Raw genomic sequence first — 18,196 nt, forward strand, 5'->3', positions numbered from 1 at the left:
CCGTATGTCCGCACCCTCCTTCGGCCTGAACAAGCCGCAAAGCGAAGCCGTCCACTACATGGCCGGGCCCTGCCTGGTGCTGGCCGGTGCCGGTTCGGGCAAGACCCGCGTGATCACGCAGAAGATCGCGCACCTGATCGAGAACTGCGGTTACGAATCGCGCAACATCGCCGCGCTCACCTTCACCAACAAGGCCGCGCTGGAAATGCAGGAGCGCATCGCCAAGCTGCTCAAGGATCCCAAGCAGGCCAAGCACCTCACGGTCTCGACCTTCCATTCGCTGGGCGTGAAGATCCTGCGGCAGGAGTCCAAGCATCTGGGGCTGAAGGACCGCTTTTCAATCATGGACAGCGACGATTGTTTTTCCCTCGTGCAAGAACTGGCGGTCACCACCGACAAGGCCATCATCCGCGGCATACAGAACTCCATTTCCTTGTGGAAGAACGGCCTGGTCGATCCCGAGCTGGCCGAAAAGAATGCCCGCACCGAAGACGAAGCCCAGGCCGCGCGCATCTACCGCAGCTATGTGGCTACGCTGAAGGCGTACCAGGCGGTCGATTTCGATGACCTGATCCGCCTGCCGGTGGAACTGTTCCGCAGCAACGAGGAAGTGCGCGACCGCTGGCAGCGCAAGCTGCGCTACCTGCTCATCGACGAATACCAGGACACCAACACCTGCCAGTACGAACTGGTCAAGCTGCTGGTGACCGGCGTGGGCAAGAAGCCGATGTTTACCGCCGTGGGCGACGACGACCAGGCCATCTATGCCTGGCGCGGCGCGACCATCGAGAACCTGAAACTGCTGGGCGTGGATTTTCCCAACCTGCACCTCATCAAGCTGGAGCAGAACTATCGTTCCAGCACGCGCATTCTGCAGGCGGCCAATGCGGTGATTTCCAACAATCCCAAGCTGTTCGACAAGACCTTGTGGTCCGAGCACGGGCTGGGCGATCCGATCACGGTCATGGCGATGGATGATGAAGAAGCCGAAGCCGACCAGATCGCCATCACGCTCTCGGCGCACCGCTTCGAGCGGCGCGCCAAGTTTGCCGATTACGCCATCCTGTATCGCGGCAACCACCAGGCGCGCATCCTGGAAAAATCCTTGCGGCGCGAACGCATCCCCTACGTGATGTCGGGCGGGCAGAGTTACTTCGACCGTGCCGAGATCAAGGACATCATTGCCTACCTGCGCCTGATCGCCAACCAGGACGATGACCCGGCCTTCATCCGCGCCGTCACCACGCCGCGCCGTGGCGTGGGCCAGGCGACATTGGAGGTGCTGGGCACGCTGGCCGGGCAGTGGCAGTGTTCGCTGTTCGAGGCGGTCTACAAGGGCGGCCTGGAAGACAAGCTGACCGACCGCCAGCTGCTGCCGCTGCGCAAGTTCTGCGACTTCATCAATGCGCTGGAATCGCGCGCCACGCGGCCGGGTCCGTCCGGCAGCGGCGAAGAGGCGGGCAAGGTGCTGGACGACATGATGGAGGCGATCAACTACGAGTTCTACCTCTACGACAGCTTCGAGGAGCGCGCGGCGCTGGCACGCTGGCAGAACGTGGTGGACTTCATCAACTGGTTGAAGGAGCGCGCCTGCGGCGGGCGCGATGGCGAGGGTGAAGAGAAGAACCTGCTGGAGATCACGCAGATGGTGGCGCTCATGAGCATGCTCGAAGGGCGCGACGAAGAGCAGGATGCGGTGCGCATGTCGACCTTGCATGCGTCCAAGGGACTGGAGTTTCCGCACGTGTTCCTGGTGGGCGTGGAGGAAGGCATCCTGCCGCACAAGGGCGACCCCGACACCCCGCCCGAGGCCGCCGCTGCGCGCGTGGAAGAGGAGCGCCGCCTGATGTACGTGGGCATCACGCGCGCGCAACGTTCCCTGCACCTGTCCTGGTGCAAGCGCCGCAAGCGCGCCAAGGAAGTGATCGAATGCCAGATCTCGCGCTTCGTCAAGGAGATGCGCCTGGATGAGGGCGAGGCGGTGCCGCAGGAGAGCGAGAAGATCACGCCGCAGGCGCGGCTGGCGAATTTGAAGGCGTTGTTGCAGAAGCCGCGTCCGACGCCTGAAGGAAGTTGAGTCCAGGGGCGCATACGTGCCTGAAGCGTGGCGAAAATGTCGATATCACGCACATCCATAGTGCGATTTGATCTCGAAATGAGCGCCCTGACCGCATCGCGGTTTACAATGCCGCCTGCAAAAAAATCCCCGAGTTTCACCCAAGCAACACCGCCCGCCGCGCTACCCGCTCGTCTGCCCCTGTTGCCCCAAACCATTCCAGACAAGGAAATCAAGCAATGATCAAGATGTTCTCCCGCCACGCCCGTACGCTGGCACTGACCGCCGGCTTCGTCGGCATGCTGGGCCTGGCCGCCTGCGGCAAGCAGGAAGACAAGAGCGCCGCCACCCCGGCACCGCAAGCCGCAGCCGCCCGCGTCTACGTGGTCGGCGTGGAATCGGCCTATGCGCCCTTCTCCTCGGAAAACGAACAGAAGGATGTGGTCGGTTTCGACATCGACGTCATGAAGGCCCTGGCCAAGAAGATCGGCATCGAAGTCAAGTTCGTACCGACGCCCTTCGAAGGCTTCTTCAACTTCCTGGCGCAAGGTGACCGCGACCTGCTGATCTCGGCCATCACCATCACCGATGAACGCAAGAAGTCGGTGGCCTTCTCCGAGCCCTACTTCGTGGCCACCCAGACCATCGCCCTGCCGGCCGCCGACACCAAGGTCAGCAAGATGGACGACCTGAAGCCCCTGACCGTCGGTACCCAGAGCGCCACCTCCGGCGACGAACTGGTGCAGCAGGTGCTGGGCAAGAACAGCGCCAAGATCAAGCGCTTCGACTCCACCCCGCTGGCCCTGAAGGAACTGGAAAGCGGTGGCGTCGACGCCGTCGTGGCCGATGAACCGGTGGTCAAGAACTACATCGCCAACAACCCCAACAGCAAGCTGCGTACCGTCACCGATCCCAGCTTCCCCAAGGAAGACTACGGCATCGCCGTGCGCAAGGATGATCCGGAACTGCTGGCCAAGATCAACAAGGGCCTGGCCGACATGAAGGCCGATGGCAGCTTCGCCGCCATCAGCGCACAATACTTCGGCAAATAAGCCCGCACGCCGTCCCGCTGCTCCTGCCGACCTCTACAGGAGCAGAGGACTGCATGAGTGCATGAGTGCTTGAGTGCATGACTGCCTGATCCGGCAACAAGACGGCGGCCCCGGCCGCCGTCCCCGTTTTGTTCCTTTCCCGATTTCAACCACCAATCGAGTCCGACATGGATTTCCGCTGGAGCATCATCCAAGGCTACGCGCCACTGTTCGCCAAGGGCGTCCTCATGACCTTGCAGGTGTCGCTGATCAGTATCCTGATCGGCACCGTGATCGGCTTGCTGGTGGGCATGCTGCGCCTGGCCGACCTGCAGCACGGCCCCTGGAAGTGGCCGCTGAAGCTGCTGCGCTGGCTGGCCAGCTTCTACGTCGCCTTCTTCCGTGGCACGCCGCTGTTCGTGCAGATCATGCTGATCCACTTCGCGGTGATGCCACTGCTGGTGCAACAGGAACACGGCCTGCTCATCACCGGCGAACTGGCGCGCACCATCAAGCAGGACTATGGTGCCTTCCTCTCCGGCACGGTCGCGCTGTCGCTCAATGCAGGAGCCTACATTTCGGAAATCTTCCGAGCCGGCATCCAGTCCATCGAACGCGGCCAGTCCTATGCCGCCGCCAGCCTCGGCATGAACTACGGGCTCACGATGCGCTACGTGGTACTGCCGCAGGCGTTTCGCCGCATGCTGCCGCCGCTGGGCAACGAAGCCATCACGCTGTTGAAGGATTCCTCGCTGGTCTCGGCCATCGGCCTGGCCGAACTGGCCTATGCTGCGCGCACCGTGGCGGGCACGTATGCCCGTTACTGGGAGCCGTATATCACCATCTCCATCCTGTATTTCGCCATGACCATCTGCCTGGCGCTGGTGGTGGCCCGTCTGGAAAACAAGTACAGCGCGCCGCATCGCCGCTGACCGATTTGCCCGCCGATCCGCAGCGATCAGCGGGAAGCGCGTGCGCTGCTCGCAGGCGGGCGGTATCATGCCGCGCATGACATCGATGCACACTCTTCCCCAACTCGCTCCCGGCAGCCGCCGCGTGGCCGTGATCGGCGCCGGTCCGGCCGGCCTGATGGCCGCCGAAGTGCTGGCCGCGCAAGGCGCCGCCGTGGACGTCTACGACGCCATGCCCTCGGCCGGCCGCAAATTCCTGCTGGCCGGGCGCGGCGGCATGAACATCACGCACTCCGAACCGCAACCCGACTTCCTGCCGCGCTATGGCCATCGCCGTGAACAGGTCGCGCCCTTCGTGCGCCGCTTCGACGCCGACCAGTTGCGCGCATGGATACACGGCCTCGGCATCGAGACTTTCGTGGGCAGCTCCGGTCGCGTCTTCCCGCGCGAGATGAAAGCCGCGCCGCTGCTGCGCGCCTGGCTGCATCGCCTGCGCGAAGCCGGCGTGCGCTTCCACATGCGCCATCGCTGGGTGGGCTGGCAGGAGGACGGCGCGCTGCGCTTTGCCCATCCTGACGGCCACACCGATGTGCAAGCCGATGCCGTGGTGCTGGCTCTGGGCGGCGCCAGCTGGCCGCGCCTGGGCTCGGATGGCAGCTGGGTGCCGCTGCTGCAAGACCGCCAGGTCGAGGTCGCACCGCTGCTGCCTTCCAACTGCGGCTTCGAGCTGGACTGGAGCGAACATTTCCGCAGCCGCTTCGCGGGCGAACCGGTCAAGCCGGTGGTAGCCAGCACGGCGCTGCCCAGCGGCGGCGTGCAGAATCGCCGCGGCGAATTCATCATCACCGCCGAAGGCATCGAAGGCAGCCTGGTGTATGCCATGTCCTCGGCGTTGCGCGACACCATCGCCGCAGAAGGCGCGGCGCGTCTCTACCTGGACCTGCTGCCCGACTGGCCGCTGGAAAAAGTGGAAGCCGAACTGGCCCATCCGCGTGGTGCGCGTTCGCTCTCCAGCCACCTGCAAAGCCGCCTGCATCTCAAGGGCGTGAAGGCCGGACTGCTGCGCGAGCTGGTCAGCAAGGACGACTTCGCCGACATGGGCAAGCTGGCGCGCGCCATCAAGGCCCTGCCGCTGACCGTGCTGCGCACGCGTCCCATCGCCGAAGCCATCAGCAGCGCCGGTGGCGTCAGCTTCGAGGCGCTCGATGATGCGCTGATGCTGCGTGCCCTGCCCGGCGTGTTCTGCGCCGGCGAGATGCTGGACTGGGAAGCGCCCACCGGCGGCTACCTGCTTACTGCCTGCTTTGCCACCGGCCGCGCCGCTGCGGCCGGTGCCTTGCATTGGCTCATCAGTGATGACCGCGCTGCCAGCCTGAGCAACTCTTCCAAGGAACAACACAAGTGACCCAAGACGACCGCCTCATCGACCTGGAAATGAAACTCGCCCATCAGGAACACCTGCTGGACGAACTGAACCAGACCGTCTATCGCCAGGAAAAGAAGATCGAGGAACTGGACATGCTGCTGCATGCCCTGGCCAAGCGCTTCAAGGAATTGTCCGACACCAGCCAGGACCGCGCCGCCGCCAACGAGAAGCCGCCGCATTACTGATCGCGCCGCTTCCGTTTCCTCTTCGCTGCTCGCACCACCATGGCCAACGAACGCCGCATCGCCCACCTCGACATGGATGCTTTCTATGCGTCGGTGGAATTGCTGCGCTATCCCGAGCTGCGCGGCCAGGCGGTGGTCATCGGCGGCGGTTCGGCCACGCGGCCGGTGGAATTGCCCGATGGCACGCGCCAGTATTTCCGCATGCGCGATTACGCCGGGCGCGGCGTGGTCACCACCTCCACCTACGAGGCGCGCGCGCTCGGCGTCTTCTCGGCCATGGGCATCATGAAGGCGGCCCAGCTGGCACCGGACGCCATCCTGCTGCCGACCGACTTCGAGGCCTATCGCAAGTATTCGCGCCTGTTCAAGGAAGCGGTGCGCAGCATCGCGCCGCTGATCGAGGATCGCGGCATCGATGAAATCTATATCGATCTTTCTGCGTGGCCCGATACCGCGCATGAGGTCGCGCGCCAGATCAAGGACGCGGTGCATGCCGCTACCGCCCTGACCTGCTCCGTCGGTGTGGCGCCCAACAAGATGCTGGCCAAGATCTCTTCCGAACTGGACAAACCCGACGGGCTCACCATCCTCACGCCCGAGGATATCGAGCGCCGCATCTGGCCGCTGCCTGCGCGCAAGATCAACGGCATCGGGCCGAAGGCCGCCGAGAAGCTGGCGGCATTGGGTATCGAGACCGTGGCCGACCTGGCACGCGCATCGCCTGAGTTGCTGCGCGCGCATTTCGGACGCAGCTATTCCGAATGGCTGGGACGTGTGGCGCAGGGCGTCGATGATCGCCCGGTGCAGACTTATTCCGAACCCAAATCCATCAGCCGGGAAACCACCTTTGAACGCGACCTGCATGCGCGTGCCGACCGTACACAACTCTCGGAAATCTTCACCGCCCTGTGCGTAAAGCTGGCCGGTGACCTGGAGCGCAAGGGCTATGTCGGCCGCACCATCGGCATCAAACTGAAATACGCCGATTTCCAGGGTGTGACGCGCGATGTTACGCTGCCCGCACCCACCGGGGACGCTGCCACCATCCGCCAGGCGGCGGGGGAATGTCTGAAGCGAGTGCCGCTGGAAAAGAAGCTGCGCCTGCTCGGTGTGCGCGTGGGCGCGCTTTCGCGCAAGGATGAGCTTGCCTTGACGGCGCAGGCGCTGCAGGCGGAGTTGCCGTTCGGCGGCTGATCCATTTTTCCGCGAACTATTTGTGCGTTTTTCTGACGTACTCTGCGGCAAGCCTGGCCACGAAAAATTTAACTGCAAGCGTGGACAATCCGACATCGCTTGCGGCGAGACGGGCGTGTAAAATCTCCCCCTTTCCCTCTTTGCCCTGCTCCGGAAACCTATGTGGTTCAAGAATCTCCAGATCTACCGTTTGCCCGCACCGTGGGCGATCAATGCCGACGAACTCGAATCCCATCTCGCGCCGCAGGCCTTCACCGCCTGCTCCAGCCTGGACATGCAGAGCCAGGGCTGGGTGCCGCCGCGCAACAATGAAAAACTGGTGCATGTGGTCAACCGCCAGCTGCTGTTGAAACTCGATACCGAGAAGAAACTGCTGCCCTCGACCGTCATCAACCAGGTCACCAAGGCCCGTGCCGCCGAGCTGGAAGAGCAGCAAGGTTTCCCGCCGGGCCGCAAGCAGACCAAGGAATTGAAGGAACAGGTCACCGACGAACTGCTGCCGCGCGCCTTCTCGGTAGTGCGCAGTACCTGGGTCTGGATCGATCCGGTCAATGGCTGGCTGCTGGTCGATGCCGGCTCGCCCTCCAAGGCCGAAGAAGTCCTGAAGCTGCTGTTCAAGGCCATCCCCAAGTTCCCGCTGGAAACGCTGCGTACCGTCATGTCGCCGGCAGCGGCCATGACCGACTGGCTGGCCAGCGACGAAGCGCCCAACGGTTTCACCGTGGACCAGGATACCGAGCTGCGCTCCACCGCCGAGAGCAAGGCCACGGTGCGCTATGTGCGCCACACGCTGGAAGCCGACGACATCCGCCGCCACATCGAAGCCGGCAAGCAGTGCACGCGCCTGGCGCTGACCTGGGCCGACAAGGTGTCCTTCGTGCTGACCGAGAACCTGTCGGTCAAGCGCATCGCGCCGCTGGACGTGCTCAAGGAAGACAGCGAGATCGCCGGCAAGAACGACGATGAACGCTTCGATGGCGACTTCATGCTGATGACCGGTGAGCTGGCCAAGCTGCTGACCGCGCTGGTCGACGCGCTGGGAGGCCAACTGAAGGAAAACGACGGAACACTGGCCCGCGCGGCCTGACCGGCATCGCTTCAGTACGCCAGTACGAATGAAAACGCCGCGACGGGCTGACCGTCGCGGCGTTTTTTTCATATCGTCCCGTGCGGGTGGATCAGGTTGCGCACGATGTGCTCGCCGATGGCCAATGAAGAGGTGGCCCCCGGCGAAGGCGCATTGCGGATATGCGTGACGCGGCTGCTCTGGCGAATCACGAAATCGTCCACCAGCCGGCCATCGGGTTCCATGGCCTGGGCACGAATGCCGCGCACGGCCGGGGTCACGCTCACCTCGGACAGGGCCGGCACATAGCGGGCAGCTTCGCGCACGAAGTGCCGCTCGCTGACCACCGTTTTCAGTTCACGCAGGGTCGCGGCCATGTTGCGGCTGGCGAATTTCCAGAAACCCGGATAGCCGAGATAGTCGGCCACATCGCGCAGGCTGAAACGATCCCCTTGGTAATTCTCGCGTCCCAGCGAAATGAAGGCGTTCGGACCGATGGTCATCTGGCCATCGATACGCTTGGTGAAATGCACGCCGAGGAAGGGAAAGCGCGGATCGGGCACCGGATAGATCAGGCCCCGGACATGCGACTTGAAGGCTTCATCGATGACGTAGTACTGACCGAAGAAGGGCACGATGCGCGGCGTGGCGACATCGCCCGATTGCTGCGCCAGCCGGTCTGACTGCAGGCCGCAGCAGGCGATGGCGAAATCGAACGCATCACCGTGCACCTCGCCGCCGGCCAGTTCGATCTGCACATGCTGCCCTTGTTCGAACACGCGTTGCACCGCTGCATTGAGACGGATCACGCCGCCCCTTTGCACGATCTCCTGCGCCATGTGCTGCGCGATCTGGCCATAGCTGACGATGGCCGTGCGCGGCGAATACAGCGCGCGCAGCCCTACGCAATGGGGTTCGATCTCGCGCAGGCGTGCGCCGTCGATCATCTCCACATCCGGCACGCCATTGGCCAGCGCCTTGCGATGGATGGCTTCCAGGCGCGGCAATTCGTCCGCGTCCAGCGCCACCACCACCTTGCCGCATTCATCGTAGGGCAAGCCATTCTGCTCGCAGTAGCGCCTGACCAGCTCGACGCCACGCCGGCACAGCCGCGCCTTGAGGCCGCCCGGTTCGTAATACAGGCCGGCGTGGACCACGCCGGAATTATGGCTGGACTGGTGGCGGGCCACGGCGTCTTCCTTCTCGAAGACGGTGACGCGCACATCGGGTTGATCCAGCAGCAACTGGCGAGCCACGGCCAGGCCGTTGATGCCGCCGCCGATGACGGCATAGTGCAAGGGTCTCATGAGGCTGGCAAGGGTCCTGGTAACGGCAAAGGGAGGGAGGATATCGTAACGGGCGCAGCAGGATTCATTCACTCCGGCGGCAGCGCATGCACCATCACGTTTTCCAGCGGCAGCATCGCATGCGGCAGTGTGGCGGCCAGCCGCGCCGTGGAGACCCCATCGCGCGCACCCAGCGCCAGTCCGTTGAGAAAGCTGGTGTAAAAATCGCCCAGGGCCGTCACATCGGCATCGGCCCGGATCTCCCCTTCACGCTGCGCCTGCAGCAGGCGCGCGCGGATTTCATTGCGGCGCTTGTGGCGACGTTGCGAGAGCGCATCACTGTGCTCGCTGTTTTCGGGTGCACAGTTGATGGCGGAAATCACTACCATGCATCCCTTTCCTGTCGGCAAGCCCGGCACCGTCGACTTGCCCGAATACATGCGCACGCTGGCGCGCAGCATCGCTTGCAGGTCTTCGCGAATGCCCTTGCCGGCCTGCAACAGGCGCAGCGGTTCGGCGCTGATGGTGCGCGAGTAAACCTCCATGACTTCACGGAACAGCGCATCCTTGTCGCCGAAGGCCGAGTAGAGACTGGGGGCCTTCACGCCAATGGCCTCGCACAGATCGGCCATGGTGGTGCCTTCGTAGCCCTTGCTCCAGAACACTTGCATGGCCTGCTGCAGCGCCTGGTCGCGGTCGAAGCTGCGCGGGCGGCCACGGGTTTTTATCATCGGTTTCCTTTGCGGGGTATTACCCCTGGCGGTAATGGTATTGCGGAGAAGTGTAGTTTAATTTAGTCGGCATTACAAAAATAAATCGCCAGCCCTTGAACTTTGGGGAAGAGGTTCCTATTATCTAATGCTCGTTACATAAATAAACTTTGTAGCGGGCAATTTGATCAACCGTAACCATCAACACTGAATCCAGCATTTGACGGCACCCATCGAAAGGACATGCCATGAGCCGCAAGACCCGAATAGAAAACTACCGCAACATCGGTATCAGCGCGCATATCGACGCGGGCAAGACCACGACCACCGAGCGCATTCTTTTTTATACGGGTGTGAACCACAAGATCGGTGAAGTGCATAACGGTGCGGCCACCATGGACTGGATGGAGCAGGAGCAGGAACGCGGCATCACCATCACCTCGGCCGCCACCACGGCCTTCTGGAAGGGCATGGCCGGCAATTATCCCGAGCATCGCATCAACATCATCGACACCCCGGGCCACGTGGACTTCACCATCGAGGTGGAGCGTTCCATGCGCGTGCTCGATGGCGCGGTGATGGTGTACGACTCGGTGGGCGGCGTGCAGCCGCAGTCCGAGACCGTCTGGCGCCAGGCCAACAAGTACAAGGTGCCGCGCATTGCCTTCGTCAACAAGATGGACCGCATCGGTGCGGACTTCTTCCGCGTGCAGAAGCAGATTGAGGAGCGCCTCAAGGGCAAGGCCGTTCCCATCCAGATTCCGGTGGGTGCGGAAGACCATTTCTCGGGCGTGATCGACCTGGTCAAGATGAAAGCCATCATCTGGGACGAAGCCAGCCAGGGCGTGCTGTTCAAGTATGAAGACATCCCGCTGGAGCTGGAGGACACCGCACGCCACTGGCGTGACCTGATGGTCGAGCAGGCCGCCGAGGCCAATGAGGAACTGCTGGAGAAATATCTCTCCGGCAATCCCCTGACCGAAGACGACATCAAGCGCGGCCTGCGCCTGCGCACGGTGGCCAACGAGATCGTGCCGATGCTGGCCGGCAGCGCCTTCAAGAACAAGGGCGTGCAGGCCATGCTGGATGCGGTGATCGATTACCTGCCCTCGCCCGTCGACGTGCCCGCCATTGCCGGCCATGCCGAGGACGACAGCGAGATCGAGCGCCATCCTTCGGACGAGGAACCGTTCTCGGCGCTGGCCTTCAAGATCATGACCGATCCCTTCGTGGGGCAGCTGACCTTCTTCCGCGTGTATTCCGGCATCGTCAATTCGGGCGACACGGTCTACAACCCGGTCAAGGGCAAGAAGGAACGCCTGGGCCGCATCCTGCAGATGCACGCCAACGAGCGCAAGGAAATCAAGGAAGTGTTCGCAGGCGACATCGCAGCCGCCGTGGGCCTGAAGGATGTGACCACCGGTGACACGCTGTCGGATCCGGAACATCCCATCATCCTGGAACGCATGATCTTCCCTGAGCCCGTGATCTCGCAGGCAGTGGAACCTAAGACCAAGGCCGACCAGGAAAAGATGGGCATCGCCCTGAATCGCCTGGCGCAGGAGGATCCGTCCTTCCGCGTGCATACCGATGAGGAATCGGGCCAGACCATCATGTCGGGCATGGGCGAGCTGCACCTGGAAATCCTGGTGGACCGGATGAAGCGCGAGTTCAACGTCGAGGCCACGGTCGGCAAGCCCCAGGTGGCTTACCGCGAAGCGATCCGCAAGGGCGTGGAAGATGTGGAAGGCAAGTTCGTCAAGCAATCCGGTGGACGCGGGCAGTATGGCCATGTGGTCATCAAGCTGGAGCCGCAGCCGGCCGGCAAGGGTTATGAATTCGTCGATGCCATCAAGGGTGGCGTGGTCCCGCGCGAATTCATCCCGGCGGTCGACAAGGGTATCCAGGAGTCGCTGAAGGCGGGCGTGCTGGCGGGTTATCCGGTGGTGGACGTGAAGGCCACGCTGACCTTCGGTTCGTACCATGATGTGGACTCCAACGAGAACGCCTTCCGCATGGCCGGCTCCATGGCCTTCAAGGAAGCGATGAAGCGTGCGGGTCCGATGCTGCTGGAGCCGATGATGCAGGTCGAAGTGGAAACGCCCGAGGAATTCATGGGCAACGTGATGGGCGACCTGTCCTCACGGCGCGGGATGGTGCAGGGCATGGAAGACATGGTGGGCGGCGGCAAGCTGGTGCGTGCTGAAGTCCCGCTGTCGGAAATGTTCGGCTACTCGACCACGCTGCGTTCGCTCTCGCAGGGACGCGCGACTTACTCGATGGAGTTCAAGCACTATGCCGAGGCACCGAGGCAGGTGGTGGAGCAGTTGTCGGGGAGCAAGGGCAAGGGTTGATTGGACTTGCTAGCTGCTGGCTGCTAGCTGTATGAGGAAGCCGATGCATCTTGGGGTGCATCGGCTTTTTTATTCGAATGATGCGCGCCTTCGATACGCCCTGCGGGCTACTCAGTCCGAACGGGAAAGAAGCGCAAAAACAAAAACGCCCCATTCTTTCGAATGAGGCGTTTTATCTGGCGGAGCGGACGGGGCTCGAACCCGCGACCCCCGGCGTGACAGGCCGGTATTCTAACCAACTGAACTACCACTCCTAAAACCGTTTCAGCTGTCGTTGCTTGCTGAAAGATCGCTATTATAGGAGAGGCTTTTTGAAAATACCAGCCCTTTTTAAAAATAATTGCGAAATATTTTACGGCCCGGCATCAAGCCTTGAACTTGCCCTCAAACGCCAGCTTGGACAACGGCTCACGCGGGCTCGGGACTTCACGTGCCTGCAGGCCTTCCGGCAGGATGGCCTTGTCACCCAGCTTGCCCACCACCACCATCGCCTCCACAGAGAACTCGGCCGGCACGTTCAGCTCGGTACGCGCCTTGTCCTTGTCGAAACCGGCCATGCCGTGCGCATGCCAGCCGGACAGCGACGCCTGCAGCGCCAGGTAGCCCCAGGCAGAACCGGTGTCGAAGGAATGGGTCGGCGCAGGCACCGCCTCGGTCGCACCCGGCGGCACCATCACGGTACGCGACAGCACCACGAACAGAGCCGATGCATTGGCGCACCAGGAACGGTTGAATTCATTCAACAGACCCAGCAGGCTGTCCCAGGCAGGCGTGCCACGGCGTGCATAGACGAAGCGCCACGGCTGGGCATTGTAGGCCGAGGGTGCCCAGCGAGCAGCTTCGAGGAAGGTCAGGACGGTTTCTTCGGAGATCTCGGCACCGTTGAAGGCGCGCGGGGACCAGCGGTTCAGGAATTGCGGATCGATGGGATAGTCGGCGTTGCGCGGATTGGCGGACATGCTCTTTTCCTATGAGGATGAGGGTGGATGAATTCAGGCAGCAGGCATCTTAGCAGCGCCGCCCCTTTCCTGCAGAGCCGGCACGCAGCCATAAAAAAACCCGCGCACCTTGCGGCCGCGGGTTAAATCCAATTCTCAGGGGTGATGAATTGGAGGGGGAGGAACTTCAGAATAACGATGGCCCTCTCGCGCCTCCAACGTTTTTACACGCTGTAACATCCGTTGCAATTGTGCAGTGGACTGTGGGGACTTTGTCAGGATTCGAAACTGGCCCGATTTTGCTCAGCTCGCATGCTCTATATACCGACAACACTTGCGCTGGCGGGGATTACCCCCCCCCTTTACATTGCCGGCAGAGCTGCACGTTCCATTCACCCCCGTGAGGAAGACGGTGCGTAAAGCCAGCGCTTTCCAAACCTTATTCCGGGAGATTCAATATAGCGATAACTGCAATAGGCCACTATCGCGGTAACCGCAAACAGACCCGCGCTTGCGAAAAACCATCCCCACGTTGGCAGCGGACCTGAACTGAGCAGCCAAGAAAAATAGGGAAGCATCAGCAGCAAGTGAAAAATATAAAGCGAGTACGAAATGTCGGCCAAGATTTTCGACGACCGATGCGCGAACACACGTTGAAGCCCACTTCTGAGGATTTCAAGATGCCGTGCGGACGACAGAAACCAACACCCAAAAACGAAAAGCAACGGAATAGGCAGGCTTCGATTTCCCAATAAAAGGAAAAACAATACCGTCGCAATCACAAACATCCGGGAAATTCTCCCGGCATCCGGATTCAGCATTAAATAAGCCAGCGCGATGCCTGCTGCAAAGTTGTGGAAACTGAGCGGCAACAAGCTCGGCATAGGGAAGTCCAACCCCGAACGTCTTATGACCATCCACGCGCAGTACATGAGGATGAGCGTTACGGGCAAGGCGATCTTGAAATTTTTGCGGTAGCCGAAGTACAGCAGCGGGAAAACGAAATAGAACTGCATTTCAAGGCCCAAACTCCAGTCTGGAAGCGGGGTACTGAACGCAAACTTCGGAAACAAGCCAAAAATGAAACTCACATGGACCAGGACACTGGTGACGTAATCCTCGATGTAATACCGCTCCATTGAGGTTGCCGACGAGGGCAAGACCTGCGCGATCTGCTCGCGGCACTGCCCGAGATAGCTTGAGAGAAGCAATGCAAAAAGCAGGGCCACATAATAAGCCGGCGCTATTCTGAAAAAACGTCGAACGTAAAAATTACGGATACCGGCCGAGCTTTGAAGATGGTCATATCCGGCCGATGTGGAGCATTGCAAATAAATGAGGAAACCAGAGGCCATCATGAATACATTGACCGCCTCTTTGCCCAGCGCACCAGTCAAGTAACCCGGCCCGCCGCCAAGAATAGCCGCGTGGTGAAAAAACACGAGAACTGCCGACCAGCCCCGTAGAAAGTCCAGTAGGGCAATATCGTGTTTAGTCGTAGACATCTTTAATCGAAGATCCTTTTCTTGGTGAGCAACTGCCGGCGTAAAACAGATTTCACTACCGGTCAAACCTGGCAACACGCGTAAGCTCAAGCACTCTTGATAAACTTTTGGCAATTTTTTTTGCGAGGATAGCATAACGAGATCAGACAGCTCGTACGCAAAAAACCTTCATCTCGGATGTGCTCCGGAGCTCTTCGGGAAAGCGCACCCGGGCAACACGCTTCAAGATAGGTCCGGCCAAGTGCGCGACGAGGCGCAGATCCCTCGCTATTTCCCGATACAGAACCGCGAAAAAATCACCCCCAGCAAATCATCCGGCGTGAACTTGCCCGTGATGCTGGACAAGCGTTCCTGCGCCAGTCGCAGCTCTTCTGCAAACAGATCCAATGCATGCTCACCAGCCTCATTGTCCAGCGCCGCATGTGCCGCTGCATGGGCCAGATGCTCATCGGCCGCCTTCAGCGCCAGCAAATGCCGCTCGCGTGCGAGGTAACGCGATTCCACCGTCTGCTGCCAACCAGCAATGCGCAACAACTCGGCACGCAGCAACTCCACGCCCTGCCCTTCGGCGGCCGACAGATACACATGCGTGGCGTCCGGCATCGGATCCACCGCCGGCTTGTGGCCCGAGCGGTCGATCTTGTTCCAGATGCGGATGATGGGCACGCCCTCGGGGAAGCGCGCGGTGATTTTTTCATCTTCCAGCGTCGGGCCACGGTCCGCATCCAGCATGTGCAGGATCACGTCCGCCTTGGCCACCTCGGCCCAGGTGCGCTCGATGCCGATGCGCTCGACTTCGTCCGGGCCGCTGCCATCTTCACCAGCCTCGCGAATACCCGCAGTGTCGATGATGTTGAGCGGCATGCCTTCGATCTGAATCGTCTGCGTCACCTTGTCGCGCGTGGTGCCGGCGATCGGCGTGACGATGGCCACATCCGATCCGGCCAGCACGTTCAGCAGAGAAGACTTGCCCACGTTGGGCTTGCCGGCCAGCACCGCATTCAGACCATCACGCAGCAAGGCCCCTTGCGCGGCATGCTTGAACACCTCTTCCAGCGTGCTGCGGATGGTGGCCAGCTGGCCGCGCGCGTCGCTCTGTTTCAGAAAATCGATTTCTTCTTCGGGGAAGTCCAGCGTCGCTTCCACCAGCATGCGCAGGCGCGTGACCTGGTCCACCAGCTCGTGGATCACCTTGGAGAACGCGCCCGAGAGCGATTCGGAGGCCGACTTGGCCGCCGCCTCGGTGGTCGCTTCGATCAGGTCGGCCACCGCCTCGGCCTGGGCCAGGTCGATCTTGTCGTTCAAGAAGGCACGCTGGGTGAATTCGCCCGGCTCGGCCAGACGCAGGCCGATCTCGTGGCCCGCCTGCACACAGCGCGCCAGCAGCATCTGCATCACCACCGGGCCACCGTGGCCCTGCAGTTCCAGCACATCCTCGCCGGTATAGGAATGCGGGGCCGGGAAGTGGATCGCCAGGCCCTGATCGATCGGGCTGCCATCCTCATTGAGGAAGGGCAGATAAGTGGCGTGGCGCGGTGCCAGGCTGTCGCGGCCGCAGACGGCGCGGATCACCGGGGCCAGGTTCTTGCCTGAAATGCGGACCACGCCGATGCCCCCGCGTCCGGGTGCGGTGGCGATGGCGGCAATGGGAGAAGAATCGAAAGTCATCTGCAAATACTTGTTGTTGTGTTGAGGTGAGCCCGCCGCTGCATCCCCCTCGGAGCAACGGCGTAAAGCCATGTTAACCCTGCTTGCGCTCTACGACCGAAAAAAAACCCGTGGATTCCACGGGTTTTTCCTTTGATGGCCTGCAAGAAGCAAATTATTTGGTCTTGCCGCTCTCGATATTGCGGGTGATCACCCATTGCTGCGCGATCGACAGGATGTTGTTCGTCACCCAGTACAGCACCAGGCCGGACGGGAAGAAGAAGAACATGAACGAGAACACCAGCGGCATGAACATCATCACCTTGGCCTGGACCGGATCCGGCGGCGTCGGGTTCAGCTTGGTCTGCAGGAACATCGACGCAGCCATGATGATCGGCAGCAAACCGATGGGCATGTTGAAGTAAGGGATGGTGCCGAACAGGCGGTCCGGGGCGGTCAGGTCATGCACCCAGCCCAGCCAAGGCGCGCCGCGCATTTCCACCGAGGCCAGCAGCACCGAGTACAGCGCGATGAACACCGGGATCTGGATCACGATGGGCAGGCAGCCGCCCAGCGGATTGATCTTCTCGGTCTTGTAGAGCGCCATCATCTCGCGGTTCATGGCCTGCGGATCACCCTTGTGGCGTTCGCGGATGGCCTGCATCTTCGGCGAAACCGCCTTCATCTTGGCCATGCTGCGATAGCTGGCCGCCGACAGCGGGAAGAACACCAGCTTGATCAGCACGGTCAGCAGGATGATGGTCCAGCCCCAGTTGCCCACCAGGTTGTGGATGTGGGTCATCAGCCAGAAGATCGGCTCGGCGATCACGGTCAGGTGGCCGTAGTCGCGCACCAGGTCCAGGCCCGGGGCAATCGCTTGCAGGGTCTTGGAGACGGTGGGACCGGAATACAGCTGGGTATCCATGGTCACGCTGGCGTTCGGGGCCACGCTGCCCAGCGGCAGGATGGAACCGACCGCGTACAGGTTGTCGCCGACCTTCTTGCTGAAGATGTCGCGCTGCGCGTTCTGCGGCGGGATGAAGGCCGAGACGAAGTAGTGCTGCACCATGGCGATCCAGCCGTTGTCCGCCTTGTTGACGTGCTGCTGCTTGCCGTTGGCGATCTTCTCGAAGTCCAGCTTCTCGAAGTGCTCGGTGCTGCTGTAGACGGCAGGACCGGTGAAGGTGCTGTAGAAGTGCGATTCGCCGCCCGGCTTGTTGCCGTCGCGCACCAGCTGCAGGTACAGCGAAGGATTGATCGCCGCACCCGTGGTGTTGGTCACGGTGTGCTTGACGTCGATCAGGTAGCTGTCGCGCTTGAAGGTGTAGGTCTTGGTCAGCTTCACGCCGCCCTGCTCGGCCACCAGCACCAGCTGCACTTCATTGCCGTTGTCCAGCGAACGGGCGCCGGGCTGTGCGGTGAAGATGGTCTTGTGGTTGGGGAAGGGACCGCCGATCAGGCCCGACTCCGCCAGGTACATGTGGCCGGGTTCGGAATCGAACAGCACGACGTTCTTGGTCGGATCGACCACGTCGGGTTGCTTCAGCAGTTCCAGGCGCTTCAACTCACCGCCCACGGTATCGATGCTGGCCTTGACCAGGTCGGTGGTGATGGTGATGGTTTCGCCCTTGGTGGCGGCAGCCACGTCAGCACCGGGGACCGCGCCAGGTGCCGGTGCCGGCGTGCCAGCCTGCGGCACCGGGGAACCGGTCGGGCTGGCGGTGGGCGCGGCCAGATTGGCGGCGGCTTGCTCCTGAGTCGGGTTGGCCGACGGGAAGAACATCGACTGATGTCCGTTATGGCGCATCCAGCCATCCCACAGCAGCAGCAGGGAGAAGGAGAATACAACCCACAGGACGGTACGTTTGATATCCATATGCGTATTGA

General features: G+C 61.7%; 14 protein-coding genes and 1 tRNA gene. 8 read left to right on the plus strand and 7 right to left on the minus strand.

Features of this window, described 5'->3' with window-relative positions; genetic code table 11:
- Window positions 1-4: 4 nt before the first annotated feature.
- The 7 genes from MKD49_RS13555 (at window position 5) to MKD49_RS13585 (ending at window position 7,890) form a co-directional block, all read left to right on the plus strand.
- On the plus strand, window positions 5-2,077 hold the full coding sequence (locus tag MKD49_RS13555) for a UvrD-helicase domain-containing protein (protein ID WP_209584377.1): 2,073 nt from the start codon (window positions 5-7) through the stop codon (window positions 2,075-2,077).
- A gap of 218 nt (window positions 2,078-2,295) precedes the next feature.
- Complete coding sequence (locus MKD49_RS13560) at window positions 2,296-3,108, plus strand: basic amino acid ABC transporter substrate-binding protein (RefSeq protein ID WP_039783602.1); 813 nt, start codon at window positions 2,296-2,298, stop codon at window positions 3,106-3,108.
- A 167-nt stretch (window positions 3,109-3,275) separates the two neighbouring features.
- Window positions 3,276-4,019 (plus strand): amino acid ABC transporter permease, encoded by a 744-nt coding sequence (locus MKD49_RS13565; protein WP_252696540.1) that lies wholly within the window; start codon window positions 3,276-3,278, stop codon window positions 4,017-4,019.
- Between the two features lie 85 nt (window positions 4,020-4,104).
- Window positions 4,105-5,403 carry a TIGR03862 family flavoprotein gene (locus MKD49_RS13570; protein WP_134223602.1) on the plus strand — a complete coding sequence of 433 codons (1,299 nt, stop codon included), beginning with the start codon at window positions 4,105-4,107 and terminating at the stop codon, window positions 5,401-5,403.
- On the plus strand, window positions 5,400-5,609 hold the full coding sequence (locus tag MKD49_RS13575) for a SlyX family protein (RefSeq protein ID WP_083859453.1): 210 nt from the start codon (window positions 5,400-5,402) through the stop codon (window positions 5,607-5,609). The genes MKD49_RS13570 and MKD49_RS13575 overlap by 4 nt, the downstream gene beginning before the upstream one ends.
- 39 nt (window positions 5,610-5,648) lie before the next feature.
- Entirely contained in the window at window positions 5,649-6,803 is a 1,155-nt protein-coding gene (dinB, locus tag MKD49_RS13580; protein WP_252696541.1) for a DNA polymerase IV, read from the plus strand.
- A gap of 160 nt (window positions 6,804-6,963) precedes the next feature.
- Window positions 6,964-7,890, plus strand: a complete 927-nt coding sequence (locus tag MKD49_RS13585) for a recombination-associated protein RdgC (protein ID WP_034330361.1) — start codon at window positions 6,964-6,966, stop codon at window positions 7,888-7,890.
- A gap of 68 nt (window positions 7,891-7,958) precedes the next feature.
- Here the strand turns inward: MKD49_RS13585 and lhgO are convergent, their stop codons facing one another.
- Window positions 7,959-9,176: an L-2-hydroxyglutarate oxidase gene (lhgO, locus tag MKD49_RS13590; protein WP_209532486.1), complete on the minus strand. Its 1,218-nt coding sequence runs from the start codon at window positions 9,174-9,176 to the stop codon at window positions 7,959-7,961.
- A gap of 68 nt (window positions 9,177-9,244) precedes the next feature.
- Complete coding sequence (locus MKD49_RS13595; protein WP_252696542.1) at window positions 9,245-9,886, minus strand: TetR/AcrR family transcriptional regulator; 642 nt, start codon at window positions 9,884-9,886, stop codon at window positions 9,245-9,247.
- 227 nt (window positions 9,887-10,113) lie between these two features.
- Between MKD49_RS13595 and fusA the strand changes: the two genes are divergently transcribed.
- Entirely contained in the window at window positions 10,114-12,219 is a 2,106-nt protein-coding gene (gene fusA, locus MKD49_RS13600) for an elongation factor G (protein ID WP_088755108.1), read from the plus strand.
- Between the two features lie 177 nt (window positions 12,220-12,396).
- Here the strand turns inward: fusA and MKD49_RS13605 are convergent.
- The 5 genes from MKD49_RS13605 to yidC all read right to left on the minus strand — a co-directional run bounded on the left by MKD49_RS13605 (window position 12,397) and on the right by yidC (window position 18,185).
- Window positions 12,397-12,473 (minus strand) — tRNA-Asp (locus tag MKD49_RS13605).
- Between the two features lie 111 nt (window positions 12,474-12,584).
- On the minus strand, window positions 12,585-13,178 hold the full coding sequence (locus MKD49_RS13610) for a nitroreductase family protein (RefSeq protein ID WP_252696543.1): 594 nt from the start codon (window positions 13,176-13,178) through the stop codon (window positions 12,585-12,587).
- A gap of 371 nt (window positions 13,179-13,549) precedes the next feature.
- The gene (locus MKD49_RS13615) at window positions 13,550-14,662 is read right to left on the minus strand and encodes an acyltransferase (RefSeq protein ID WP_252696544.1); all 1,113 of its coding nucleotides are present in this window, start codon (window positions 14,660-14,662) and stop codon (window positions 13,550-13,552) included.
- A 267-nt stretch (window positions 14,663-14,929) separates the two neighbouring features.
- The gene (gene mnmE, locus MKD49_RS13620; RefSeq protein WP_252696545.1) at window positions 14,930-16,330 is read right to left on the minus strand and encodes a tRNA uridine-5-carboxymethylaminomethyl(34) synthesis GTPase MnmE; all 1,401 of its coding nucleotides are present in this window, start codon (window positions 16,328-16,330) and stop codon (window positions 14,930-14,932) included.
- A 154-nt stretch (window positions 16,331-16,484) separates the two neighbouring features.
- Window positions 16,485-18,185 (minus strand): membrane protein insertase YidC, encoded by a 1,701-nt coding sequence (yidC, locus tag MKD49_RS13625; RefSeq protein WP_252696546.1) that lies wholly within the window; start codon window positions 18,183-18,185, stop codon window positions 16,485-16,487.
- Between the last annotated feature and the right edge of the window lie 11 nt (window positions 18,186-18,196).

This window comes from Herbaspirillum sp. WGmk3 (assembly GCF_023952535.1).
Classification (GTDB): Bacteria; Pseudomonadota; Gammaproteobacteria; order Burkholderiales; family Burkholderiaceae_D; genus Herbaspirillum; species Herbaspirillum huttiense.